The sequence below is a fragment of the Hymenobacter canadensis genome, from assembly GCF_027359925.1.
Lineage (GTDB): Bacteria > Bacteroidota > Bacteroidia > Cytophagales > Hymenobacteraceae > Hymenobacter > Hymenobacter canadensis.
In genome coordinates, this window is sequence record NZ_CP114767.1 from 3,682,076 (window position 1) to 3,706,827 (window position 24,752).

The 24,752-nt window shown below is 62.0% G+C and carries 22 protein-coding genes; 12 read left to right on the forward strand and 10 right to left on the reverse strand.

The window, feature by feature from the left end; all coding sequences use genetic code 11:
• Positions 1–78: 78 nt before the first annotated feature.
• Both O3303_RS15805 and dusB read right to left on the reverse strand, forming a co-directional pair.
• Positions 79–1,038, reverse strand: coding sequence for a DMT family transporter (locus O3303_RS15805; RefSeq protein WP_269559348.1), 960 nt, complete (start codon positions 1,036–1,038; stop codon positions 79–81).
• Positions 1,039–1,192: 154 nt separating this feature from the next.
• Complete coding sequence (gene dusB, locus O3303_RS15810) at positions 1,193–2,182, reverse strand: tRNA dihydrouridine synthase DusB (RefSeq protein ID WP_269559349.1); 990 nt, start codon at positions 2,180–2,182, stop codon at positions 1,193–1,195.
• 198 nt (positions 2,183–2,380) lie between these two features.
• On the opposite strand from dusB, the gene O3303_RS15815 reads away from it, so the two are divergent.
• The 4 genes from O3303_RS15815 to O3303_RS15830 all read left to right on the forward strand — a co-directional run bounded on the left by O3303_RS15815 (position 2,381) and on the right by O3303_RS15830 (position 6,914).
• Entirely contained in the window at positions 2,381–3,427 is a 1,047-nt protein-coding gene (locus tag O3303_RS15815; RefSeq protein ID WP_269559350.1) for a CPBP family intramembrane glutamic endopeptidase, read from the forward strand.
• A gap of 71 nt (positions 3,428–3,498) precedes the next feature.
• Positions 3,499–4,425 carry a phosphatidate cytidylyltransferase gene (locus O3303_RS15820; protein WP_269559351.1) on the forward strand — a complete coding sequence of 309 codons (927 nt, stop codon included), beginning with the start codon at positions 3,499–3,501 and terminating at the stop codon, positions 4,423–4,425.
• Positions 4,426–4,676: 251 nt separating this feature from the next.
• On the forward strand, positions 4,677–5,966 hold the full coding sequence (locus O3303_RS15825; protein ID WP_269559352.1) for a Glu/Leu/Phe/Val family dehydrogenase: 1,290 nt from the start codon (positions 4,677–4,679) through the stop codon (positions 5,964–5,966).
• 267 nt (positions 5,967–6,233) lie between these two features.
• On the forward strand, positions 6,234–6,914 hold the full coding sequence (locus O3303_RS15830; protein WP_269559353.1) for a phosphatidylserine decarboxylase family protein: 681 nt from the start codon (positions 6,234–6,236) through the stop codon (positions 6,912–6,914).
• Positions 6,915–7,021: 107 nt separating this feature from the next.
• Here the strand turns inward: O3303_RS15830 and O3303_RS15835 are convergent, their stop codons facing one another.
• From O3303_RS15835 to ribD, 4 genes are all read right to left on the reverse strand, one after another.
• On the reverse strand, positions 7,022–7,918 hold the full coding sequence (locus tag O3303_RS15835) for a hypothetical protein (protein WP_269559354.1): 897 nt from the start codon (positions 7,916–7,918) through the stop codon (positions 7,022–7,024).
• 113 nt (positions 7,919–8,031) lie between these two features.
• Positions 8,032–8,571 (reverse strand): dihydrofolate reductase family protein, encoded by a 540-nt coding sequence (locus tag O3303_RS15840; protein WP_269559355.1) that lies wholly within the window; start codon positions 8,569–8,571, stop codon positions 8,032–8,034.
• Between the two features lie 12 nt (positions 8,572–8,583).
• Entirely contained in the window at positions 8,584–9,066 is a 483-nt protein-coding gene (locus O3303_RS15845; RefSeq protein ID WP_269559356.1) for a GAF domain-containing protein, read from the reverse strand.
• A 91-nt stretch (positions 9,067–9,157) separates the two neighbouring features.
• Complete coding sequence (ribD, locus tag O3303_RS15850) at positions 9,158–10,219, reverse strand: bifunctional diaminohydroxyphosphoribosylaminopyrimidine deaminase/5-amino-6-(5-phosphoribosylamino)uracil reductase RibD (protein WP_269559357.1); 1,062 nt, start codon at positions 10,217–10,219, stop codon at positions 9,158–9,160.
• 155 nt (positions 10,220–10,374) lie between these two features.
• On the opposite strand from ribD, the gene prmC reads away from it, so the two are divergent.
• From prmC to rfbA, 7 genes are all read left to right on the forward strand, one after another.
• Positions 10,375–11,241 carry a peptide chain release factor N(5)-glutamine methyltransferase gene (gene prmC / locus O3303_RS15855; protein WP_269559358.1) on the forward strand — a complete coding sequence of 289 codons (867 nt, stop codon included), beginning with the start codon at positions 10,375–10,377 and terminating at the stop codon, positions 11,239–11,241.
• 164 nt (positions 11,242–11,405) lie between these two features.
• Positions 11,406–11,999, forward strand: a complete 594-nt coding sequence (locus O3303_RS15860) for an acyltransferase (RefSeq protein ID WP_269559359.1) — start codon at positions 11,406–11,408, stop codon at positions 11,997–11,999.
• Positions 12,000–12,074: 75 nt separating this feature from the next.
• Positions 12,075–13,373 carry a nucleotide sugar dehydrogenase gene (locus O3303_RS15865; protein WP_269559360.1) on the forward strand — a complete coding sequence of 433 codons (1,299 nt, stop codon included), beginning with the start codon at positions 12,075–12,077 and terminating at the stop codon, positions 13,371–13,373.
• A gap of 91 nt (positions 13,374–13,464) precedes the next feature.
• Entirely contained in the window at positions 13,465–14,490 is a 1,026-nt protein-coding gene (gene galE / locus O3303_RS15870) for a UDP-glucose 4-epimerase GalE (protein WP_269559361.1), read from the forward strand.
• Positions 14,491–14,642: 152 nt separating this feature from the next.
• Entirely contained in the window at positions 14,643–15,695 is a 1,053-nt protein-coding gene (rfbB, locus tag O3303_RS15875) for a dTDP-glucose 4,6-dehydratase (protein ID WP_269559362.1), read from the forward strand.
• 180 nt (positions 15,696–15,875) lie between these two features.
• Positions 15,876–16,883, forward strand: a complete 1,008-nt coding sequence (locus O3303_RS15880) for an SDR family oxidoreductase (protein ID WP_269559363.1) — start codon at positions 15,876–15,878, stop codon at positions 16,881–16,883.
• 145 nt (positions 16,884–17,028) lie between these two features.
• The gene (gene rfbA / locus O3303_RS15885; RefSeq protein WP_269559364.1) at positions 17,029–17,907 is read left to right on the forward strand and encodes a glucose-1-phosphate thymidylyltransferase RfbA; all 879 of its coding nucleotides are present in this window, start codon (positions 17,029–17,031) and stop codon (positions 17,905–17,907) included.
• A gap of 152 nt (positions 17,908–18,059) precedes the next feature.
• Here rfbA and chrA read toward each other — a convergent pair whose 3' ends face one another.
• A complete protein-coding gene (gene chrA / locus O3303_RS15890) occupies positions 18,060–19,307 on the reverse strand; it encodes a chromate efflux transporter (protein WP_434086403.1) in 1,248 nt (415 codons plus the stop codon).
• Between the two features lie 179 nt (positions 19,308–19,486).
• Positions 19,487–20,464, reverse strand: coding sequence for an isopenicillin N synthase family dioxygenase (locus O3303_RS15895; protein ID WP_269559365.1), 978 nt, complete (start codon positions 20,462–20,464; stop codon positions 19,487–19,489).
• Positions 20,465–20,597: 133 nt separating this feature from the next.
• Here O3303_RS15895 and O3303_RS15900 point away from each other — a divergent pair, with 133 nt between their 5' ends.
• On the forward strand, positions 20,598–21,431 hold the full coding sequence (locus O3303_RS15900) for a hypothetical protein (RefSeq protein ID WP_269559366.1): 834 nt from the start codon (positions 20,598–20,600) through the stop codon (positions 21,429–21,431).
• Positions 21,432–21,504: 73 nt separating this feature from the next.
• Here the strand turns inward: O3303_RS15900 and O3303_RS15905 are convergent, their stop codons facing one another.
• Entirely contained in the window at positions 21,505–22,212 is a 708-nt protein-coding gene (locus O3303_RS15905) for a DUF4349 domain-containing protein (protein ID WP_269559367.1), read from the reverse strand.
• Positions 22,213–22,438: 226 nt separating this feature from the next.
• Positions 22,439–24,556 carry a hypothetical protein gene (locus O3303_RS15910; protein ID WP_269559368.1) on the reverse strand — a complete coding sequence of 706 codons (2,118 nt, stop codon included), beginning with the start codon at positions 24,554–24,556 and terminating at the stop codon, positions 22,439–22,441.
• Positions 24,557–24,752 lie beyond the last annotated feature (196 nt).

Below are 24,752 nucleotides of genomic sequence, written 5' to 3' on the forward strand. Positions count from 1 at the left end.
TGGTAAATAATACCATCACAACGTCAGCACGCGAGATTCCTCGCAGGCTCGGAATGACGTTCTTCATCACCCCATCACTCACTTCGCCCGGTGGATGATAAACACGCCGGCCAGGATGATGACCATGCCCAGCAGGTGCCACAGGTTGAATGCCTCGCCATCGAGCACGCCCCAGGTGAGGGCCACAATGGGAATGAGGTAGGTGTTGGAGGCCGCGAAAAGCGTGGTGCTCTGCTGAATCAGCTTGTTGAAGAGCACCATGGCCACGGCCGTGCTCATGGTGGCCAGCAGGGCAATGTAGCCCAGCGCGGTCCAGGCGCCCGGCACGGTGGCCAGCTTGTGCATGAAATCGGAGACGCCAAACAGGTACAGCAGCCCCAGCGGCCCGATGCTGAGCAACGTGAGGCTGGTAACCGCCACCGGTGAAGGCCCGTGCAGGTGCTGCTTTATCACGTTCACGCTGATGCCGTAGCCGATGGTGGCGGCCACGATGTAGAGCCCGTACCAGGCATTGGAGTCGCCGGAGGGCGTGGCTGCGCCGCCGCTGCCGCCCAGCAGCATCAGCACCACCGTGCCCACGAGGCCCAGCGCAATACCCAGCACCCGTAGGCTGGTGAGCTTCTGCCCAAACAGCACCGCGCCCACCACCAGCGTGAACACCGCCGTCAGGCCATTCAGCACCCCGGCCAGGCCCGAGGCCAGCTTGGTTTCGGCGTAGGCGAAAAGAAAGGCCGGGAAAAATGTGCCCACCACGCCACTCAGCAGCAGCCACTTGTAGCGCCCCGTATCGACGCGGCGCACATTGCGGAGCGCAAACGGCAGCAGCAACAGCGCCGCAATGCTCACCCGCGCCGCCCCCAGCTCCATAGCCGAAAACACCACCAGCCCTTTCTTCATCAGAATGAACGACGTGCCCCAAATGCTGGCCAGCACCACCAGCAGCCCCCAGGCCGAAGCTGAAATCCGCTGCGGTGGCGGCGGCGCTATGGGTGGCAGGGTGGGGGCAGTGGCAACGGCCGGGGCAGGAGGGGTGGGCATGGGAAAGGAAAGGAACTTGATCCGGCGGAGCCGGAGTAAAGAAAAAACGTCATGCTGAGCTTGCCGAAGCATCTCTACCGCCGAAGTAATTTATGGTTACCACTGCGGTAGAGATGCTTCGGCAAACTCAGCATGACGTTCTGATGACAAAAAACTACCCCACCAGCACCGGCTCGGCGGCAATGATTTCGTTGAGGATGGCGTGTACTTCGTCCACGGAGTCGGTTTCGACGAGGCGCATGCGCCACTGCTTGGCGCCTTCGAGGCCGCGGAAATACTGGGCGTAGTGGCGGCGCATCTCGAAGATGCCCACGCGTCCGCCTTTCCACTCGATGCTCTTCTCGAAGTGCATGCGGCACATGTTCACGCGTTCCTCCACGGTGGGCGGGGCCAGCAGCTCGCCGGTGGCCACAAAGTGCTTCACCTCCCGGAAAATCCAGGGGTAGCCGATGCTGGCGCGCCCGATCATGACGCCGTCCACGCCGTAGCGGTTTTTGTACTCCACGGCTTTCTGCGGCGAGTCAATGTCGCCGTTGCCGAAGATGGGGATTTTGATGCGCGGGTTGTTCTTGATGGCCGCAATCAGGCGCCAGTCGGCGTCGCCCTTGTACATCTGCACGCGGGTGCGACCGTGCACGGTAAGCGCCTCAATGCCAATGTCCTGCAGGCGCTCGGCCACGTCCTCCACGTTCTTGGTGTCGTCGTCCCAGCCGAGGCGGGTTTTCACGGTCACGGGCAGGTGGGTATTGCGCACCACGGCGGCGGTCATTTCCACCATCTTCGGAATGTCACGGAGCAGGGCGGCGCCGGCACCGCGGCAGGCCACCTGCTTCACGGGGCAGCCGTAGTTGATGTCGATGAGGTCGGGGCCGGCCAGCGTGCTGATGCGGGCACATTCGCCCATCGTCTCCACGTCGGAGCCGAATAGCTGAATGCCGATGGGCCGCTCGTAGTCGAACACGTCGAGCTTCTTGCGGCTTTTGGCGGCGTCGCGGATGAGGCCTTCCGAGGAGATGAACTCAGTGTACATCAAATCGGCCCCGTTGGCCTTGCAGACCGCCCGGAAAGGCGGGTCCGACACGTCCTCCATGGGCGCGAGCAGCAACGGGAAATCGGGCAAAGCAATGTCGCGGATGTAGACCACGGGTAGGGGAGTTAGCGGATTTTACGCAAATTTACGACGTAGGAACTTGACAAAGCCCTGTCATCCTGAGCAGCCTGTCATCCTGAGCTTGCGAAGGATCCTATCACATCAGGGATACTACCGAACGGTTTCGTGCTGACGTGACAGGATCCTTCGCAAGCTCAGGATGACAGAGAATAACCTAAGCACCAAATATCCATGAAAGGTTTCGTATCCAGCCGCTTGCACCCGGCGGCCAATCTGCTGTTGCTGGTGGGGCTGATGCTGCTGGCGTTCTGCGTGGCCGGCTTCTTCATGGCCGTATTCAGCAACCTATTCTTCGGCGTGGGGCTGCGCGAAATCGGCAACGTCACGCAGGAGCCCTCGGGCCATCCGCAGGGCTGGGGTGTGTCGATGCTCAGCCAGGGCATGCTGCTGTTTATCGGTTTTGGCGGGGCCGCGTTGGCCTTGCCGCGCCTCACCGGCTACTCGCTCGCCGACTATTTCACGCCGCGCCGGCCAGTGCCGCTGGACTGGTTGCTGGCCGCCGCCGGTATCATCCTGCTCAGCGTGCCGTTCATGTCGGGGCTGATTGAGTGGAACGCCAGCGCTCACTTCCCCGGCTTTTTGAAAGGGTGGGAAGCCGGGGCTCGCGAAATGGAAAACCGCGCCCAGGACCTGACGCGCTACCTCACCCAGTTCAGCACGCCCACCCGGTTTGTGGTGGGGCTGCTGGTCATTGCCGTGGTGCCGGCCATCAGTGAGGAACTGGTGTTTCGGGGCGTGGTGCAGCGCAACCTAGTGCAGTGGACCGGCTCGCGCCACGTGGGCATCTGGCTGGCGGCGGCCACGTTCAGCGCCATTCACTTTCAGTTCTTCGGCTTCGTGCCGCGCTTCGTGCTGGGGCTGGTGCTGGGCTACTTATATGAGTGGAGCGGTAATATTCTGGTGCCCATGGCGGCCCACTTCACCCAGAATGCCTTCCAGATCATCCTGCTCTACGCCCAGCAGCGCGGCGCCCTGAAGGGGGCCGGCTTCGACCCCGAATCGACGGACGCACTGCCGTGGTGGTGGCAGGTGCTGTCGTTGCTGCTGACCGGGGCGGTGCTGTGGCTGCTCTACAAGCGCACCCGCGAGCTGCGCCCCGATCCGCTGCCTACCCAGATGCACACGCTGGGCAGCGGCGGCAAGGCTATTGCGCGGCCCACAACTCCGCCCCCCGCCGCCCGTACCCTCAGCCACGACGGCGTCGATACCACGCGGTAGCGTCCCGGCCACTCCCGTTTCTCTCTCCCTCCTGATCCTGGCGCGCCCCGCCCGCCCTTACGCTACCTCCCTTGTCCGATACCGTTGCCACTGCCCCCACCGACCCTGCCGCGCCCGGTAAAAAGCCCATGTCCAACCTCGCGCAGCGGGTCGTTTTCGGGCTGATTGGGGCCGCCATGCTGTTGGGAAGCATCTGGTACGGCGCTTGGACGTTCGCCCTGTTCTTCGGAGCCGTGCAGATGCGGATGCTCTGGGAGTTCTACCGCATGATGCGCGAAGCCGGCTACAAGCCCGCCGCGCTGCTAGGCGGCGGGCTAAGTGTAGGGCTGTTTTTCACCTTGTTCCTGATGAAGGTGGAAGGTGCTACCAAGCTGGATACAATAGCTTTCCGCGGTTACGGAAACCTGTTTTCGGTAGTAGCTGCTGGGTTGCTATTGCTGCTACCCACCATCCTCATCCTGCGCGAAATGGCCGCTTGGCCCCGCGAAAAGCAGGACTTCTCACCGTTTTCCAACGTAGGCGTGGCGCTGCTGGGTTTGCTTTACGTGAGTTTGCCTATGAGTCTGCTCAACGTGGTGGCTTTCACCGAAGCCGGCTACGACTACCGCCGCGTGCTGGCCCTGCTGTTCCTAGTCTGGTCCTCGGATACCGGCGCGTATGCGGCCGGCAAAACGTTCGGCAAGCACAAGCTGGCCCCCAAAATCTCGCCTGGCAAAACCTGGGAAGGCGCCATCGGGGGCTTTCTGCTGACGCTGGGCATGGGCTGGGCGCTGGGCTATCTGTTGCCCGAACTCTCGCTCACCTACCGCCTCGTGGCGGCTGGCGTGGTAGCCATCTTCGGCCCCCTCGGCGACCTGGCCGAGTCCATGCTTAAGCGCAGCGTGGGCGTGAAGGACTCCGGCCGCATCATGCCCGGCCACGGCGGCCTGCTGGATCGGTTCGATGCCTTCCTGTTTATTCTGCCGGTGCTGGCACTGCTGCAGCTGCTTTGGGGCTGATTTTCCTGTTTCTGCAGATTTATTCCACGGCCAGCCTCACCCAAGGCTGGCCGTTGCCGTTGAACGGCTCTGCCTCCGGCTGCGCAAACTGTAGCGGGCCGCGGCGAGGCGCTCAGCTACCAAAATTCACTCGCCCGCAACTCCACGTAAACCGTTTACCTTTGACGCCATAATTCCCGCATAGCTGGCGGCGCATCCCCCGCAAAACCGGCTGTGTTATCCCCACCACCACCCCCCAAACCCCACTCCGCATGGCTGCCACCACGGTGTACAAAGAACCGGCCCCTAGAGTAGATGCCGAAAATCCGCTCGAGTCCATGATGTCGCGCTTCAACGTGGCCACCGAGATTCTCGGCCTCGACGAAGAAACCTACGACGTACTCAAAGCCCCTGACAAGCAGGTTATCGTGCACATTCCCGTGACGATGGACAACGGCAAAGTGCGCGTGTTCGAAGGCTACCGCGTGGTGCACAACACCATCCTGGGGCCCTCGAAAGGCGGCATCCGCTACGACAAAAACGTGCACCTCGACGAGGTGAAGGCCCTGGCGGCCTGGATGACCTGGAAGTGCGCCGTGGTAGACATTCCGTACGGCGGCGCCAAGGGCGGTATCATCTGCGACCCCACCAGCATGAGCGCCGGCGAAATCGAGCGTCTCACCCGCGGCTACACCCTGGCCCTGAAAGACGTTTTCGGTCCCGATAAGGACATTCCGGCCCCCGATATGGGTACCGGCCCGCGCGAAATGGCGTGGCTGATGGACGAGTTCAGCAAGACGGTAGGCGCTACGTCGCCGGCCGTCGTGACGGGCAAGCCGCTGGTAATGGGTGGCTCACTGGGCCGCACCGAGGCTACTGGCCGTGGTGTGATGGTTTCGGCGTTGGCGGCACTCAAGAAGCTGAACCTCAATCCCAAGGATGTTTCGGCCGCCGTGCAGGGTTTCGGCAACGTAGGCTCCTGGGCGGCCAAGCTGCTCAGCGAGCAGGGCGTGAAAATCAAGTGCATATCCGACGTGAGCGGCGCTTATTGGAACGACAACGGCATCAACATCGATGAGGCCGTGGCCTACAAAAACGCTCATAAAGGCCGCCTCGACGGCTTCACGGGTGCCACGCTCATGGACAACGCCGACGACCTGCTGACCTCCGACGTGGACGTGCTGGTACCGGCCGCCGTGGAAGACGTCATCACCGAGCACAATGCCCACGCCATCAAGGCCAAGCTGATTGTGGAAGGCGCCAACGGCCCGACTTCGGCCTCCGCCGACCCCATCATCAACGAGAAAGGCATCATGGTGGTGCCCGATATTCTGGCCAACTCGGGCGGCGTAACGGTTTCCTACTTCGAGTGGGTGCAGAACCGCCAGGGCTTCAAATGGACCGAGGAAATGGTGACTGAGCGCGCCGACCGGATCATGTCCGACGCGTTTGAGAAGGTGTACCAGACCAGCCAGAAGTACAACATCCCGATGCGCATCGCGGCCTACGTAGTAGCCATCGACAAAGTGGCCCAGACCTACCGCTTCCGCGGCGGCTTCTAAGCCGGGCAGAACCGGCCAGGCCGGTGCGCGCGAGGCTGTTGTCGCGGCGCGTATTATATTTGCTCTCCGATAGCCCGGGCCCGGTGGCTCGGGCTATCTTTGTGTAGTCCGGCCAGGAATATTTTATTTTTCGGGAGCGAAGACCGGCCGATACCTGTTCAGAGAAGAAGCGCCTGAATTTGTTGTTTCAGGCCATTTTGCGCAAATCAGTGACCGAAAGGCGGCTGAGTTGGCGAAACCAACGTAATCATCGCAAACCAGCGATTCATGAAGATTCACAAAGAAGGGCGACGGATACTATTTTTTACGCTGCTGGCTTTGCTGGCCATCAACTTGCTGCTGTTTCGCGTGAATGCGCGCAATCTGCTGTTCAACCAGATTTTTGCCGGTGCCTCGGTGGTGGCGTTTCTGATTTTGCTGCAGTTTTTCCGGAGTCCGGCCCGCCGCCTGTTCACCCACGAAGACCTCATCATTGCACCCGCCGACGGCAAAGTGGTGGTGATTGAGGACGTGTTCGAGCCGGAATATTTCGACGACATGCGCAAGCAGATCAGCATCTTCATGTCGCCGATCAACGTGCACATCACCCGCAACCCGATTTCGGGCATCGTACGCTACTTCAAGTACCACCCCGGCAACTACTTGGTGGCCTGGCACCCCAAAAGCAGCACCAAAAACGAGCGTACCACCGTGGTGGTAGAGTCGGAGGCCGGCCCGTTTGTGCTGTTCCGGCAGATTGCGGGCGCCATGGCCCGCCGCATTGTGTGGTATGTGAACGAAGGCGACGAGGTAAGCCAGGGCGAAGAGTTCGGCTTCATCAAGTTCGGCTCCCGCGTCGACATCTTCGTGCCCATCGACACCGAAGTGAAAGTGCAGATAGGCGAGAAAGTGAAAGGCGGCCAGACGATTGTGGCGCAGCTTAAAACCAATGCGCCCAGCCTCTTTTAATCACGGATTTTCCGGATTGCACTGATTTATTCCGGCGTAAAAACGTCAACGGCCGCCCCAGTATACGGGGTGGCCGTTTTGCGTGGTGATCAGTAGCATTCGTCACGTCAGGGCATATACTGGGCCTGAATGGCGGCGTCGCCGATTCGCAGCTGACCAGTTTGGTTCCGACTTTGAAACTTCCGCCAGCCGTAGACAATGGTGTAGTACCACGTTTGGGTTTGGGTCGTGAGTCGTCCGCCCAACGACTGCCCGTAGCGGGTGCCCGTCTTCTTGTCTTTGGTAAGTAGCTGCGTATATTGGTATGAGCACAGGAACTGGTCGGACGTGTACACCCACTCCATTGCCACGAAAACGCCCTGAGCCGGAAAAGCGAGGTTGTAGGGCCTCAGGTCTACAGTGACCCAGCCGGCTTTGGTAGCAGATGCCAGTACGGAGGTCGTCAGTAAATCGGTGCCGGGGCCGCCGTTGGGGCCGTCGGCCGTGTACACCCGAACGCGGAATGGGGTCTTCAGCAGCGATTTGTCGCAGTTACCCGCGCCGTCGGCTTTTACAAAGAACCGGGCTCCAGTGAGGTAACCGGTGGCCGTCGGCTGGAAATACCGGGCTATCTGCCAACCCGTATTTTTTTCGAGCGAGAGGCCATTCTGGCTGAACCCAAACCGATCCGTATCCTCTTCGGGACCTAACCATTGGGGCGGAGTGGCTGCGGCGTGCACGGTTACGCCCGTTAGAGCCACTGGCAACGCCTGCAACTGCAATCGGGCCGCTGCGGTGGCTGGTATCAGCCGCCGCCGCTGGAAGCCCAACGCCGAAACAACCAGCGAATCGGCAGGGATGAGGTCAGTAGGCAGCGGCAGTGAAAAGTACCCATCCTGATTAGCCTGCACCCCTAAGTGGCGAGCAGGTAGCTCCACTACAGCAAAAGGCACTGCTGCTCCCTGGGCATCGTGCACGGTGCCGGTGAGGGCGCGCTGGGCCAACAGCGGTTGGGTAAAACCCACCAGTAATGCAGTCAGAAAGGATAAATGAATAGAAAAGAGCATAAAAAAACGGAATAGTTCGGGCCACGAATCTATTCCGTTTTCTGAAAAGGAGATAAATCTTACCTCAATTGTCAGTTCACTGTTTTCAATACGTCAGCCAGACGGTAGTGCAGTAACGTCATGCCATCGGGCCAGGTTTGGGTGTGTAATAGCTGTAGCGGCTGCGGACGGTCCTGCAGGCGCCAGAGCGGAATGCCGGCCCCAATTAGGCGCGGCACCACAAACAGCATCAACTCGTCTACGAGGCCCGCGGCCAGCAACGCCAGCGTGCTACCGCCAATCAGCCAGATGGTGCCACCCGGCTGCTGCCGCAACTGTGTTACAAACGCCACCGGATCGGTGCTAACGAACTGGACTGAGGGCTCGGGCGACTCAGTGGACGGCTTGCGGCTGAATACGTAGTTGGTGAGGGTGGGGTAGGGCCATTCACCCAGCATGAGCACCTGCTCGTAGGTGGCCCGGCCGAGCAGCGTGGCATCGGCCGTGGCCAGGAAGTCGGCGTAGCCATAGTCCTCACCGGGCGGAGGAGTGGGTAGCCATTCTACGGAGCCATCCGGCGACGCAATGTAGCCGTCGAGGCTGGTGGCGATGTATAGAACAACTTTGCGCATAGCCAGTCGGACCTAAAACCAAGTGGCGGCTACCTGCATCAGCTGCTCCAGGGCTCGCTGATCGTCGTAGTCGAAGTCGTTGAGCTGGTCGCTGTCCACATCCAGCACCGCTACCACCTGGCCGTCTTTCAACACCGGCACCACGATTTCCGACTTGCTTTCCGAGCTGCAGGCGATGTGGCCGGGGAATTGTTCCACGTCGGGCACGAGCAGCGTGGCGGCCTGGGCCCAACTGGCGCCGCACACGCCTTTGCCGTGCCGGATGCGGGTGCAGGCAATCGGCCCCTGAAACGGCCCCAGCACCAGTTCCTCTCCCTTCACGAGGTAGAAGCCCACCCAAAAGAAGCCGAATGCTTGCCGCAGCGCTGCGGCCGTGTTGGCCAGGTTGGCGGTCAGGTCGGGCTCACCAGCAGTCAGGGCTTCGATCTGGGGTAGGAGCTGGCGGTATTGCGCGGCTTTGGTGAGCGTGGTGTCGAGGGCGAGTTCTTCAGCCATTTGGTTGGGTTGGGTTGGATGGGGGAGGCAATGAGGTAACAGCAGACGAGGCAAACGGGAAATAGGTTGGGGCAAAAACCAACTGCGTGGGCTATCCGTTCGGTTGCTCCCGCTCATTCACGTACACAAACAGCTCATCGTCGCCGAGGCGGGTGTGCTGGCGCATGCCGCAGAGGCCGGGGCTGGGGGCCGCCACGCCGCCGCCCAGCCGGCGGGCGCTGCGCAGAATCCGGATTTCGTCCCAGAGGCCGTCTTTCAGCAGCGAGTTGAGCACCGTGGGCCCGCCCTCCACCAGCACCGACTGCACGTTGCGCTGGTGCAGGTTGCTGAAAATCTGCGGAAACAGGTCTTCGGCCTCCGACAACCGCACAAAGCCCAGGTTGTCTTTGGTAGCCCGCTCGCGGTACGTGTACACTACGGTAGGCTGGCGGCCATCGAACAGGTGATGCGTGGGCGGCAAACTCAGGTTTTTGTCGATGACCAGCCGGATGGGGTCGGGGCCGGGCCACTCGCGCACGTTCAGGTGGGGGTTGTCGTGCAGGGCCGTGCGCGTCCCGATCAGGATGGCGTGCTCCTCGCTGCGCCAGCGGTGCACCGCCACGCGGGCCAGCTCGCCGCTGATGGCCACCGGCTGAAAGTAGGGCCCGGCCAGATAGCCGTCGGCGGTTTCGGCCCATTTCAGCACCACGTAAGGCCGCTTTTTCTCCTGAAACGTGAAGAAGCGCCGGTTCAGCCAGCGGCCCTCGGCTTCCAGCACCCCGGTTTCCACCCGGATGCCGGCCGCCCGCAGCTTCTCCAGGCCCCGCCCGGCCACCAGCGGGTTGGGGTCGAGGTTGCAGACCACCACTTCCGGAATGCCTTGGGCAATCAGCAGGTCGGCGCAGGGTGGGGTTTTGCCGTGGTGGGCGCAGGGCTCCAGCGTCACGTAGGCGCGGCTGTGGCGCAGCAGCGTCGGGTCTGCTACGGCGGCCACGGCATTCACCTCGGCGTGGGGGCCGCCGTACTGCCGGTGCCAGCCCTCCCCGATGATGCGGCCCTCGTGGGTGATAACGCAGCCTACCAGCGGGTTGGGGCGGGCGTAGCCGGTGCCGAGGCGGGCCAGGTCCAGGGCGCGGCGCATCATCAGCAGGTCGAAGTCGGGAGAAGCGGGCATGGCGGGGTGGTGGAGGTGCGGAAAAGCGAAAGTAGCGCGAAGCGTCCGGTTGATGGCGCGCCGGCCCGGTATAGAATTTGGCCGGCCGCTCTGCCCGGTGAGTCCGATTGGGGCGGCGGGCGGCCGAAGCGGGCACTTGGTCGTACTTTTGGGGCATGCCCACGCTCCGCCAGCTCACTGCCGACCTCTCTTCTGCCCTGGAAACCATCTATCCGGCTTCGGAAGCAGGGAGCATAGCGGGCCAGATCCTGGAGCACCTGCTGCAGCTCACGCCCCTGCAGCGCCGCATGCAGGCCGACGCGCCCGTGCCGCCGGAGGTGGCCGACCAGCTGCCGGCCCTGCAGGCGCGGCTGCTCCACCACGAGCCGATGCAATATGTGCTGGGCGTGGCTCACTTTGCCGGGCTGGAGCTGGAGGTGACGCCCGCTACCCTCATTCCGCGCCCCGAAACCGAGGAACTGGTGCAGTTGATCATTGAGGAGCAGCGCCACCGTTCGGCGCTGTCGGTGCTGGATGTGGGAACGGGCAGTGGCTGTATTCCGCTGGCTTTGTGCCAGGCGCTGGAGCCCATCCGCACCGTGGCCGTGGATATTTCAGCCGACGCGCTGGCCGTGGCGCGCCGCAACGCCAGCCGCTACGGCTGCGAAATCGATTTCCAGCAGCTTGATATCCTGACGCAAACCCCCACTGTGGAGCCCCACAGCCTAGATGTGCTGGTCAGCAACCCGCCGTATGTGCTGGAAAGCGAGCGGCCCCTGATGCGCCCCAACGTGCTCAACTTCGAGCCCGCCACCGCGTTGTTTGTGCCCGACTACGACCCGCTGCTGTTCTACCGCCGCATTGCCGAGCTGGGCACCACGCTGCTGCGGCCGGGAGGGGCGCTCTACTTCGAAATCAACGAGCAATATGCCTCCCAGACGCTGGACCTGCTTACTGGCCTTGACTACACGCAGGCCGTGGCCCGGCCGGATATATTTGGCAAGCAGCGGCTGGTGCGAGCCAGCCGAGAAAAGGTGGCGTAAGTAGCAGTTAGCGCCATTTTGCGGCCAGATCGTCTGCTTGCCTCACCGGCGGTTTTTGCTAGAAGCCTGTGGCTTACCACCTACCGTTTACGGCTCGGCCCAAATGTGAGCCTGTACCACATCTGCAAAAGCCTTACCTTTGCCCGCCGAACCGCGTACCCTCTATGACTGATGCCCCTGCCTATTTCGCGCACCCTACCGCCGTCCTCGACGAGGGCAGCCGTATCGGTGCCGGCAGCCGGATCTGGCATTTCTGCCACGTAAGCGCGGGCGCTGCGTTGGGCGAAGGCTGCAGCCTGGGCCAGAACGTGTTTGTGGCTGACGGCGTGACGCTGGGTTGCAACGTGAAAGTGCAGAACAACGTGAGCCTCTACACCGGCGTCGAGTGCCACGACGATGTGTTCATCGGGCCATCGGCAGTATTCACCAACGTGCTCAACCCGCGGGCGGCCGTGGTGCGCCGCCACGAGTACCAGCCCACCGTGCTGGAGCGCGGCGTCAGCATCGGGGCCAACGCCACCGTGGTGTGCGGCGTGCGGCTGGGCCAATACGCTTTTGTAGGTGCCGGGTCCGTCGTGACGCGCAGCCTGCCGGCCTATGCGCTGGCCTACGGCAACCCGGCGCGGCAGCGCGGCTGGATGAGCGAGCAGGGCCACCGGCTGGTGTTTGATGCCGCGAACCGGGCCGTCTGCTCCGGTAGCGGCGAGCAGTACATGCTAACCGAAGGCCGGGTTTCGCGTATTAGCCCCGATTCCTGACCGCACCTGCTTCCTGCTGGCAACCAGCTTTCAAAACTCCGAAATTCAAGACTTTACGTCCCTAAGATTCCAATCGTGTACGAGCAACTACTTCGCAAAGAGGCCAAGCTGGCCGTTATCGGCCTCGGCTACGTCGGCTTGCCCATCGCCCTCGAATTCGCCCGCAAAATTCAGGTTATCGGGTTCGACATCAACGCCAAGCGCGTGGACATGATGCGCAACCACGTGGACCCCAGCGGCGAGTTGGAAGCCAAGGACTTCGAAGGCTGCGACATCACGTTCACTGATTCGCTGGACGTGCTCCGCGAAGCCACGTTCTACATTGTGGCCGTGCCCACGCCCATCGATGAGCACGCCCAGCCCGATCTGAAGCCGCTGATTGGCGCGTCCTCCTCGGTAGGCAAGGTGCTGAAGAAGGGCGACTACGTGGTGTTTGAAAGCACCGTGTACCCCGGCTGCACCGAGGAAGACTGCATTCCGGTGATGGAGAAGCATTCGGGCCTGAGCTTCGCCAATGGCGACTTCAAGGTGGGCTACTCGCCCGAGCGCATCAACCCCGGCGACAAGGAGCACACGCTGGCCAGCATCGTGAAGGTGGTAGCCGGCTGCGATGATGAGTCGCTGGAGGAAATTGCCAAGACCTACGAACTGGTGGTAACGGCTGGCGTGCACCGCGCCAGCAGCATCAAGGTGGCCGAGGCCGCCAAGATCATCGAAAACACCCAGCGCGACGTGAATATTGCGCTGATGAACGAGCTGTCGATGATTTTCGACCGCATGAACATCAACACCTACGAGGTGCTGGAAGCCGCCGGTACCAAGTGGAACTTCCTGAAGTTCTCGCCCGGTCTGGTGGGCGGCCACTGCATCGGCGTGGATCCCTACTACCTCACCTACAAGGCCAAGGAGCTGGGCTATGACGCCAAGGTGATTCTAAGCGGCCGGACTACCAACGACAATATGGGCGCCTACATCGCACGGAAAACTGTGCAGATGATGATCAAGAAGGGCAAGGACGTGGCCAAGAGCCGGGTGCTGGTGATGGGCGCGACCTTCAAGGAAAACGTGGAGGATATCCGTAACTCCAAGGTGGCCGACGTGATTCAGGAGCTGAAGAACTTCTCTGTGAACGTGGACATCGTGGATCCGCATGCTGATAGCGACGAGCTGCACCACGAGTACGGCTTCCGCTTGACGCCCGCCGCCGAGGTGCGCACCGATTACGACGCTGTCATCGTGGCCGTCAGCCACCAGCCCTACACCCAGCACAACGAAGCCTACTTCCAGTCCATCACCGGCGACAACGCCGTGCTGGTAGATTTGAAGGGCTTGTTCCGCGGCAAGGTGCAGGATATGCAGTACTGGAGCCTCTAAATCGAGTAACTGAGTAGCTGAGTAACTGAGTAGGCCGTCTGGTATGCTTGGTTTTTACTCAGCTACTCAAATACTCAGCTACTCAACATAGATGGAACGTACGAAAATACTGGTAACGGGAGGTGCGGGCTACATTGGCTCGCACGCAGTGGTGGAGCTGTATGAGGCCGGTTTTCAGCCGATTATCATTGACAACTTCGCGAATTCGCGGGAGTCGGCGCTGGCGGGCGTGGAAGAAATTCTGGGCGTGAAAGTGCCGCTGCACCGCATTGATTGCAACGACGCGGAGGCCCTGCGCGCCGTGTTTGCCGAGGAAGGCAGCCTGCGCGGCGTGATTCACTTTGCGGCCTACAAAGCCGTGGGCGAGTCGATGGCCAAGCCACTAGAGTACTACCAGAACAACGTGGGCTCGTTGCTGACGCTGCTGCAGGTGATGCGCGAGTTTGGCGTGGAGGCCCTGGTGTTCTCGTCGTCGTGCACCGTGTATGGTGTGCCTGAGGCGCTGCCCGTCACCGAGCAGACGCCCACCAAAAAGGCCAACTCGCCCTACGGCGCCACCAAGCAGATGTGCGAAGACATCCTGCGCGACGTAGCCGCCGCGCCCGATAACACGCTGCGCACCATTCTGCTGCGCTACTTCAACCCGATTGGAGCCCACGCCTCAGCCAAAATCGGGGAGCTGCCGCTGGGCGTGCCCCAGAACCTGATTCCGTACGTAACCCAGACGGCCGCCGGCATTCGCGAGCAGCTCACGGTGAACGGCGACACCTACGACACGCCCGACGGCACCAACATCCGCGACTACGTGCACGTGGTGGACCTGGCCAAGGCCCACGTGGTGGCCGTGCAGCGCCTGCTCGACCAGAAAGGCGAGACGGTGGAAACCTTCAACGTGGGCACCGGCCGCGGCAACTCGGTGCTGGAAGTGGTGCAGGCTTTCGAGCGCGCCACCGGCCAGAAGCTCAACTACAAAATTGGCCCGGCCCGCGGCGGCGACGTACCGGCCATCTACGCCGACGTCACCAAATCGGTGGAAACCCTGGGTTTCCAAACCTCGGTTTCTCTAGAAGAAGCCTTGGCCAGCTCCTGGAAGTGGCAGCTGACGCTGGGTAAGTAAACGAGAAAAAAAGAGCGTCATGCTGAGCGAAGGCGCAGCCGCAGTCGAAGCATCTCTACCGAGGGTAATCATTTACCCCACAACGAAGCGGTAGAGATGCTTCGACTACGCTCCGCTTCGTTCAGCATGACGGGTAATAAACAATTTAAGCCATGAAAATCATCATCACCGGCGGGGCCGGTTTCATTGGGTCGCACGTGGTGCGCCTGTTCGTGACCAAGTATCCGGAGTATCAGATTCTGAACCTGGATGCGCTGACCTACGCCGGCAACCTCGAAAACCTGCGCGACATTGAAAACGCGCCCAATTACCGCTTGGTGAAAGGCGACATCACCGATCAGGCCTTTGTGGATAATCTGTTTGCCACCGAGGAGCCCGACGCCGTGATTCACCTGGCAGCCGAAAGCCACGTGGACCGTAGCATCACCGACCCGCTGGCCTTCGTGAAGACCAACGTGCTGGGTACAGTACACCTGTTGAATGCCGCTAAGAATCTGTGGAAGCCCTTGAACTACGAGGGCAAGGTGTTTTACCACGTCAGCACCGACGAGGTGTACGGCTCGCTGGACTTCGGCCCCGATATGTTCACCGAGGAAACCAGCTACGACCCCCGCTCGCCTTACTCGGCTAGTAAGGCGTCGTCGGACCACTTTGTGCGGGCCTGGCACCACACCTACCACATGCCGGTGAAACTGAGCAACTGCTCCAACAACTACGGTCCCAACCACTTCCCCGAGAAGCTGATTCCGCTGGCTATCCACCGCATTCAGCACGGCGAGGCCATTCCGGTGTACGGCAAGGGCGAAAACGTGCGCGACTGGCTGTTCGTGAAGGACCATGCCACTGCCATCGACGCCGTGTTCCACAAGGGAACTGTGGGCGATACCTACAACATCGGCGGCGTAAACGAGTGGGCCAACCTGGAGCTGATTCACTTGCTCTGCGACACGCTGGATGAGAAAACCGGCAAGGAAAAAGGCACTTCCCGCCAGCTGATCAAGTTCGTGACGGACCGCGCCGGCCACGACCTGCGCTACGCCATCGACAGCAGCAAAATCATGAACGAGCTGGGCTGGAAACCGTCCGTGACCTTCGAGCAGGGCCTGAGCCAGACGGTGGATTGGTACCTGGAAAACGAGGATTGGCTCAATAACGTCACCAGCGGCACCTATCAGGACTACTACCAGAAGCAGTATAACCGCTAGGTCAGAAAGAACGTCATACCTCATCTGGCGTACGCCTGCCGAAGCATCTCTACCGCTTCGCATGAACGTCATTCCGAGCATGCGAGGAATCTCGCATGCTGATGTTTGGAATAAGAATTCACGCGAATCGGTAGAGATGCTTCGACAAGCTCAGCATGACGTGCTGATTATCCCCAAGAAATGTACAACACTCCTTTTCACGACCAGCCGCTCGACAGCCTGAGCTTCCTCGTTACCGGCGGGGCCGGCTTCATCGGCTCGAACCTGGTGGAATATCTGCTCAAGTACGGCGCCAAAGAGGTGCGCGTGCTGGACAACTTCTCAAATGGCTTCCGCAAGAACGTGGCGCTGTTCGAAAGCAATCCGGCTTTGCGCGTCATCGAGGGCGACATCCGCGACCGGCAGACCTGCATCGACGCCTGCCAAGGCGTGGATGTGGTGCTGCACCAGGCGGCCCTGGGCTCCGTGCCGCGCTCCATCAACGACCCCATCACGAGCAACGACGTGAACGTGGGCGGCTTCGTGAACATGCTGGTGGGAGCCAAGGAAGCGGGCGTGAAGCGCTTCGTGTACGCCGCCTCCAGCTCCACCTACGGCGACCATAAGGCCCTGCCCAAGGTGGAGGACCGCATCGGCAAGCCTCTCTCGCCTTATGCCGTGACCAAGTACGCCAACGAGCTGTACGCCGACGTATTCGGCAAGACCTACGGCATGGAAATCATCGGGCTGCGGTACTTCAACATCTTCGGCCCGCGCCAGGACCCCAACGGGGCTTACGCCGCTGTGATTCCGCTGTTCATTGATGCCGTGCTGGAAGGCCGTCCGCCCAAAATGAACGGCGACGGCGGCCAGACCCGCGACTTTACCTTCGTGGAAAACTGCGTGCAGGCCAACATCAAGGCGGCGCTGGTGCAGAACCCCGAGGCCGTGAACCAGGTGTACAACGTGGCCGTAGCCGACCGCACCTCGCTCAACGACCTGTTCAACATCCTCAAGGCAGAAGCCGGCTCCGACATCACGCCCGAGTACGGCCCCGACCGCGCCGGCGACATCCGTGACTCCCTGGCCGACATCAGCAAGGCCAACAACCTGCTCGGCTACCAGCCTCAGATCCGCATTCAGGAAGGTTTGCAGAAGACGCTGAGCTGGTTCAAGGAAAATCAGGCGTTTATTGCCGAGCGGAATTAGTCGCCTCACCACACCGCCTGTCATCCTGAGCTTGCGAAGGATCCTGTCACGTCTGCGTTACTACCGAACGATTCGTTCTATCGTGACAGGATCCTTCGCAAGCTCAGGATGACAGAACATTATTAAGCCCTCCAAAAACACACGTATGAAAGGCATCATTCTCGCCGGCGGCTCCGGCACCCGGTTGCACCCCCTTACCCTGGCCGTATCCAAGCAGATGATGCCGGTGTACGACAAGCCGATGGTGTACTACCCGCTGTCCATCCTGATGATGGCCGGGATCCGGGAAATCCTCATCATCACTACGCCCCACGACCAGGCGCAATTCAAGAAGCTGCTCGGCGACGGTGCCAATCTGGGTTGCCGCTTTGAGTACATCGTGCAGGAAGTGCCCAACGGCCTGGCCCAGGCCTTCGTGCTGGGTGCTGACTTCATCGGCGACGATAAGGTGGCCCTGGTACTCGGCGACAACATCTTCCACGGCGAAGGCATGGAAGAGTTACTCAAGAGCAACAGTAACCCCGACGGCGGCGTGGTGTACGCCTACCACGTGCACGACCCGGAGCGCTATGGCGTGGTGGAGTTCGATGCCGACAACAAGGCCCTCAGCATTGAGGAGAAGCCGGCCAAGCCCAAGAGCAACTACGCTGTACCGGGTCTGTACTTCTACGACAACGATGTGGTGCAGATTGCCAAAGACCTGAAGCCCAGCCCCCGCGGCGAGTACGAAATCACAGACGTGAACCAGGAATACCTGCGCCGCGGTAAGCTGAAAGTGGGCATCCTGGGCCGCGGCACCGCCTGGCTCGACACGGGTACCTTTGAAAGCCTGATGCAGGCCGGCGAGTTCGTGCGCGTACTGGAGCAGCGTCAGGGCCTGAAGGTGGGTTCGATTGAGGAAGTGGCCTACCGCCAAGGCTTCATCGACGCCGACCAGCTGCGTAAACTGGCTGAGCCCCTGCGTAAAAGTGGCTACGGCGACTACCTCATGCGCCTGCCCGAGCAGCTGATGTTGAAAGGGTAGTCGAGAAGTCAGCACGTCATTCCGAGCGAAGGCGCAGCCGTAGCCGAGGAATCTCGCTAGTGTGGTAAAATCATTTACTACGCTGGCGAGATTCCTCGACTACGGCTGCGCCTTCGCTCGGAATGACCGTTTTTATTCACCCGTTTACTTCCCTAAAATACCGCTCCGGCCAGCAGCCCTGCCAGAACAATGGCGTAGGACGGAATCTTCTCCCACAGCAGCACCAGAAACGTAGCGCCAATCAGCGTCAGGTTGATGGGCGTATCGGGTAGCGGGTGGTAGAGCAGGAACACCGCCGCGCACACCAGCCCGGCCGATACGGCATTGACGCCCTCCAGCGACGCCTTCACAACGCGGTACTGCTTGAGCTGGTCCCAGAACCGGATAAGGAAGAAGATGAGCAGCGTGCCGGGCATGAAGATGCCGGCCGCTGCCACCAGCGCCCCCACCACCTGCCCGCCAATGCCGTAGTCGCGCATGGCCAGCGCCCCGATGTAGGAGGCAAAGGCAAAGTTGGGGCCCGGCAGCGCCTGCGTGAGGCCGTAGCCCGACAAAAACTCCGGCGCCGTCAGGTACTCCTTGAATTCCACGAACTCCGCGAACAGCAGTGGCGCCAGCACCTGCCCGCCCCCGAATACCAGGCTGCCGTTGCGGTAGAAGTTCTCGAATAGTAGCACCGGCAGCTCGCGGGTGTAGTGGCCCAGCACGGCCGCCCCGATGAACACGCCGCCCCACAGCATGAAGTTGGCCCACTCGATGCGCAACGGCTGCTTATCCAGGATGGGGGCGTGCTTGCGGTAGCGGAAGGTGGTAACCAGGCCGCCGCCCAGCAGCAGCAGCGGCAGCAACTGCGGCAGCTGAAAGCGGTAGGCCAGCATGGCCGCGCCCACCATTAGCGCCACCGACGTTTTGGTATGGATGACCTTCTCAGCAATCTTATAGGCCGAGTACGCCACAAAGCCCACCGCAATGGGCTGCACAAAGCGCACCAGCTGTGTTACCTGTTCCTTATCGAGGTAGCTCATGGCCACGCCGGCGGCCGTCATGATACTCACGGCGGGCAGCATCCAGACCAGCAGGGTAAGGTAGGCCAGGTTGGGCCCGCCCAGGCGAAACCCGATGGCCGTGATAGTCTGGGTGGACGTCGGGCCGGGCAGCAGCTGGCAGAGCGCCATAATTTCCAGCAACTCGGCCGAAGTGAGGTAGCGCCGCTTGTCTACGAGCAGGCGCAGCATCATGGCGGTATGGGCCTGTGGCCCACCAAAGGCCGTAACGGCCAGCGCCGCCACGTCTTTTAGAAAGATAATCCCCCGTACCCGCCGGGTCCGGGCGCCGGTGCGGCGGGGCGGCGGCGCCAGCTGCACGTCATCGGGGGGCGGAAGTGGCGGAGTGGAAAGCACAGACCTAAGGTAGCAGAAGCTTTAGTTTGTGCCGGCAGAGGGCAGCGAAAATGTGCGGCTGATACGGAAAAAGGAAGGCCTTAAAAACTGTCATTCCGACGAAGGAGGAATCTGGATAAAGCCGATGAACGGTTTCACTCAGATTCCTCCTTCGTCGGAATGACAGTTTCTATAGCCTGTTACTTCTTCTTCAGGCCCAGCTCAATCAAGCGCTCGTTCAGGAACTCGCCGGCCGTAATGTCGGCTTCCTTCTTGGGGTTTTCGGGCGTGACGCAGCTTTCCAGCGCGGCCAGGCTCATTTCGGAGCGCGGGTGCATGAAAAACGGCACCGAGAAGCGCGAGGAGTTCATTTTCTCGCGGGCCGGGTTCACTACGCGGTGAATGGTGCTCTTGAGCACGCCGTTGGTGAGTCGCTGCAGCATATCGCCTACGTTCACCACAATCTGGTCGGGCAAAGCCGTAATCGGAATCCACTTGCCGTCGCGCCGCTTCACCTGCAGGCCATCGGCCGAGGCACCCATCAGCAGCGTGATGAGGTTGATGTCGCCGTGCTCGGCGGCCCGAACGGCATCGGCCGGTACGGCATCCGGGTCTTCGATGGGGAAGTAGTGAATGGGGCGCAGAATGCTATTGCCGTTGCGCACCTTGTCGTCGAAATAGGACTCGGGCAGCTCCAGGTACAGCGCAATGGCGCGCAGTACGTCCTGGCCGGCCGATTCCAGGGTGCGGTAGGTGGTGAAGGTGCTCTTCTGGAAGCCGGGTACTTCCGACGGCCAGATGTTGGCGGGGTACTCCTTGCCGATGGGGTCGGTGTGGTCTTCCACTTCCTGGCCCACGTGGTAGAACTCCTTCAGGTCGCCGGTGTTGCGGCCTTTGGCGTGCTCCTTGCCTTTGCTGATGTAGCCGCGCTGGCCTGCCAGTTCAGGGTTTTCGTAACGCTGCTTGGTTTCGTCGGGCAGCGAAAAGAAGTTTTTAACGTCGTCGTACAGCGACGTGGTCTGTTCGTCGGAGAGGCCGTGGTTCTTGAGGGCCACAAAGCCGATGCTCTGATAGGCTTCGCCGAGCTGCTGTACGAAGCGGGCTTTGCGCTCCGGGTCACCGGAACGGAAGTCGGCCAGGTCGAGGGAGGGAATTTCTTCCAGCAGTTTTTCTTCCATCTTAGAAAATCACTATACTTTTGGACAATGAATGCGTACCGCGCAAGGTACTCAAAAACCCAACGCTTTACCGGCGCCGGATGTTTCCGGAGGCTTCGCTCTTTCCCACTTTCACACCTGTTTTCAGCGTAGTATGAACTTCTCTCCCCTGATGCTTGGCACGGTTGTGCTGCTGGGCCTGGCTGCCTGCGACACCGCCAAGCAAGCCACGGAATCCTCGGCCTCCACCACCGATACCGCCGCCACCACCATGGCCAACACGGCCGCTACGCTGGAAAAAAACGGCATCCGGCTCACGCCCTTCACCAACTCGCCCCGGTTTCCGGAAGCGCAGCTAGCGCTGAAGTCGCCGCCGGCCGGCTCGGTGGTGCCCAGCGGCGCCGTAGCGTTCGACTACGACCTGAGCAATTTTCAGCTCACCAAAATGACCGGCGGCGCGCACGCCGGCCACCTGGCCAACTCGCAGAAGGGCCAGCACATCCACAACATCGTGGACAACCAGCCCTACTCGGCGCACTACGAAACTGAGTTCACCAAACCCGTGGCCGATGGCCAGCACGTGGTGCTGTCGTTTCTGTCGCGCTCCTACCACGAGAGCCTCAAGCACCGCAGCGCCTACGACCTGCGCGTGATTACCGTCGGCAAGGTCGCCCCCGGCACCCCGGCCTTCGACCTGAAAGCGCCGCACCTGTTCTACAGCCGCCCCAAAGACGTATACACCGGTGCCGATAAGGAGAAGGTGATGCTGGATTTCTTCCTCGTGAACACCACGCTGGAGCCCGGCGGCACGCAGGTGCGTGCCACCATCAACGGCGCCGAGTTCATGCTGGATCAGTGGGCTCCTTACATGATGGAAGGCCTGCCAATGGGCGAAAACACGGTGAAGCTGGAGCTGGTAGATGCCAGCGGCAACCTCATCCCCGGCCCCTACAACTCCGTCACCCGCACGTTCTCGCTGCAGCCGTAGGTTCAGGACTTACGCAACGGGCCCGGCTTATCCATTCGATTTGCCGGGCCCGTTGCGTTAGCGAGCGTTGCAGTTAGTGGGTAGTTGGCCGGCGGGAGTAGCGGTACACGAGCCAGCCGATGAGCAGCAGGGATAGGGGCCAGAAGTAGGTGCAGGCCACCAGGACTTCGCCCAGCAGGTGCCAGCCAAAGCGCAGGCCGGCCGTGAGGCGCGGGGCCAGCGGCGGCTGTGGGGCCATTTCGGCCGGAATCAGCTGGTAATAGCGCAGCGTGAGCGTCCCCATGGTGGCCTCGTCGGCCAGCAGCTTGTCGTGAGCCGACAAGGCCTTGGCCGCCGTGTCCTGTACACGTACGCGCAGCTGGGTGCTGGTCAGGTCGCGGGAGCTGATGTCCTTGTTCTCGACATAGCCCAGCTCGCCCAGTGCAAACGTAAGCGGCACAAACCGCGCCGACGGCACGCGAATGGTGAGCTGCTGAGTATGGCGGCCATCTTCGGCGTCTTCGTGGGCCTGCGCCAGGTACGCCCCGTACCGGTGCAGTAGCGTGTCCAGTTGGTGGGTGGTGGCCGCAAAGTCGGACACCAGCAGGTTCATGGTGCCTTGGTAAATAACGGGGCGGTTGGTTTGCCACAGGCTGGCCAGCGGTACGTCCGGCATGGGCGCCGGGGCGGGTACCACTATTTCTGGTGCTTCAGCCGCAGCAGTTGTATCAGCTTCCTGCTGTTGGGCACACCCGCCCAGCAGCAGCCCCAGCAGCGGGAGCAGTTGCCATAACTTTTTCATCGAAGGAAAGGGGATTGGGATGAAATGAAAAAGCTGCGCAGCTTCTGCTGGTTCATACAGCAGGCAGCGAAACGTAACCCAGCCCAAGCCAGCGAATGGGCAGCAGATAGGGCAGGGGGCTTATGCTTCAGTGTACGCCATTCGTGTGGCCCACCCCTATATTTCCGGCTTCCCTTATCGTCACCAAATGAGTACTTTCTAAGCCCGAATCCCCAATTCCTACACCCTAAAACTGCCTCACGCGCCAAGCCAGGGCCACTTCGAAATAGGGGTAGAGGCTGTGGGTGGCGCGGTCCAGGTCTTCGGGGGTGTAGCTGGGCCCTACGAACGGGCCGGTGCCGGGGCGGTAGCGGTAGAGCGTGCGCAGCTCCTGCAGCCATAGGCTGGCCGAGAAAGCCAGGGCGCCGGCCCGCCGCTCGTAGGCCACGTCGGGGCCCTGCTGGCGCGTGAGGGCGCGCAGATAAATGAGCGAAGAGCCGCCTGCATTCTGCACCAGCGCGGCGCGGGCGTGGGTGCGCTGCTCCAGAAACCGGTAGCCGAGGCGCAGGCTGCTGGAACTGGCCACCGGCCGGCGGCGGCCAGTCCAGCCGTAGCGCAGGCCGCCGCGCAGGTCGTGGGTGATGGTGGTATCGAGGGGGCTTTCCCGGAAGGCCGGCCAGCGCAGCAGCCCCACGCGGTTTTCGCGGCGGGCGTAGTCCAGCACCGTGAGCAGGCGGGGCGTGAGCTGGTACGTGAGGTTCTGCTGCTGCTCCAGCACCCGGCTGGCGCGGTTGCGCAGCTGCTCGCTGGCCCGGTCGCGCACCTGGTAGCTCACCCACAGGTGGTAGGTGCTGCGGATGCTGAAGTGCCCCGGCGCCCACGTAAAGCCCGGCTCCCAGTGCAGCAGCCGGTCGGTGTAGTTTTCGGCGCTGAGCGCTGCCCGGATAAACACAAACTGCCGGTACTCGCCGGCCACGGCCAGGCTGGTGCGGAAGTTGCCGCGCCAGCGGCCGGTCCAGGTGAGGCGTAGTTGGTGCTGGGCCTCGTCGCGGTCCTGCTGGTTGTCTTTGCTGGGAGCCGCTACGCGCAGCAGCTGGGCCGCGCCGGTCAGGGAAAGCGCGTGGCGGGGCAGCGGCAGCCAGGTCAGCTCGCCCTGCCACTGGGTGGTTTGCTCGGTGATGTCCTTGATTCGCTCCCGGGCCAACGCCAGCTCGTATTGGGCCGGCGCGAGGTTGCGGGTGTTGCTAAGGTCGTAGGCGCGGTTGCGCTGCCGGTAGCCAAAGTTCAGTACGGCCTGCACCTTGCGCGAGCCCAGCCGCAACTCCTGGCGGGTGTCCAGCTCGCGCTGGCGGTAGCCCAGGTTCTGTAGCGTATCGGCCTCGGGCCCCAGGCGGCGGTAGGCAAAGGCCCGGCTGGGCAGCGCCACGGCATTCACCGACCGGAACGATACCTTATCCGACAGGCGATAGGCCCAGGTCAGCTCGCCGGCCAGCGTGTCGCTCTGGATGCGCTGCACGTTGCCGGGCACGTAGTCTTCGGCGCGGTGGGCGCGGTAGGCACCGCGTAACGTCCCGCTGGAATACTGGTCGAATGTGTGCTCATAGTAGCCTTCGGCCAGCAGCCGCTGCCACACGCGCGGCCCCAGCTGGGCGCGGGTGCCCAGCACGCGCAACGCCAGCGGCGGCGCGGCCCCTCCCTGCAGAAATGCCAGCGTCGAGAAGTCGAAGCCGTAGGCCGGGCCGGTGTCCTGGCGGCCGTTGCGCACGTCCTGCACCACGCCGCCAAACCCGATCAGCCGCAGCACCGACAGCGAATCGGTGGCCTGGGAGGGCAGCAGGCGGGGCAGGGCCTGCTCGTAGCCGAGGCGGGCCAGCCAGAGGCCGGTGCGGGTGGCGTTGGCGCGGCTTTGCTCGTAGCGCACAAACTGCCCCGCGCGCCAGCCCCGCCGGCCCAGATCCATGGTGTGCAGGGCATCGGCGGCGTAGTCTTCGCGCACGAAAGGCGGCTGGCCGCGCGAATCGTAAATCCATTCGCTCAGGAGGCGGTAGCGCAGCTGCTGGTGGCGGCCCAGGTGCAGCGTGCCCAGCACGGCCGTGCGCTGGGCGTAGGTGCTCACGCCCACGCGCCGGGCCTGGCTGGTGAGCAGCAGCAGCGAGTCGGGAGTGGGGGCAACGGTGCGGGCCAGCAGCGGCAGGGTGCCGGCATCTACGAGCGACTGCGCCAGGCCTGGAAGAGAGGCGAGCAGAAGGCTACCAGCCAGCAGGATTTGCCCGAGGAACCCCCGCCGTTTTTCGGCTGTTCGGCAGGCGCTTATCGGCCCTGCTCCGGCGCCTACGGAATTTGCAACGGAACAGAGAAACTCCATGAGGAAAGCAGCGCAACGCCAGACGACAAGCAAGTTAGTGCATCGGGTGGCGCGCCGCAACCGGGCGCATTTTTTGCGCTTTCATCAAAATTTAACGCGCCCAGGCTTCCTATCTGCGTACCTTTGAGGTTCATGTGTTGAGTCGCCGCAACTTCGGAGCCCAACCTCACGTCTCCACTGCAAGGGAAGCCACCGC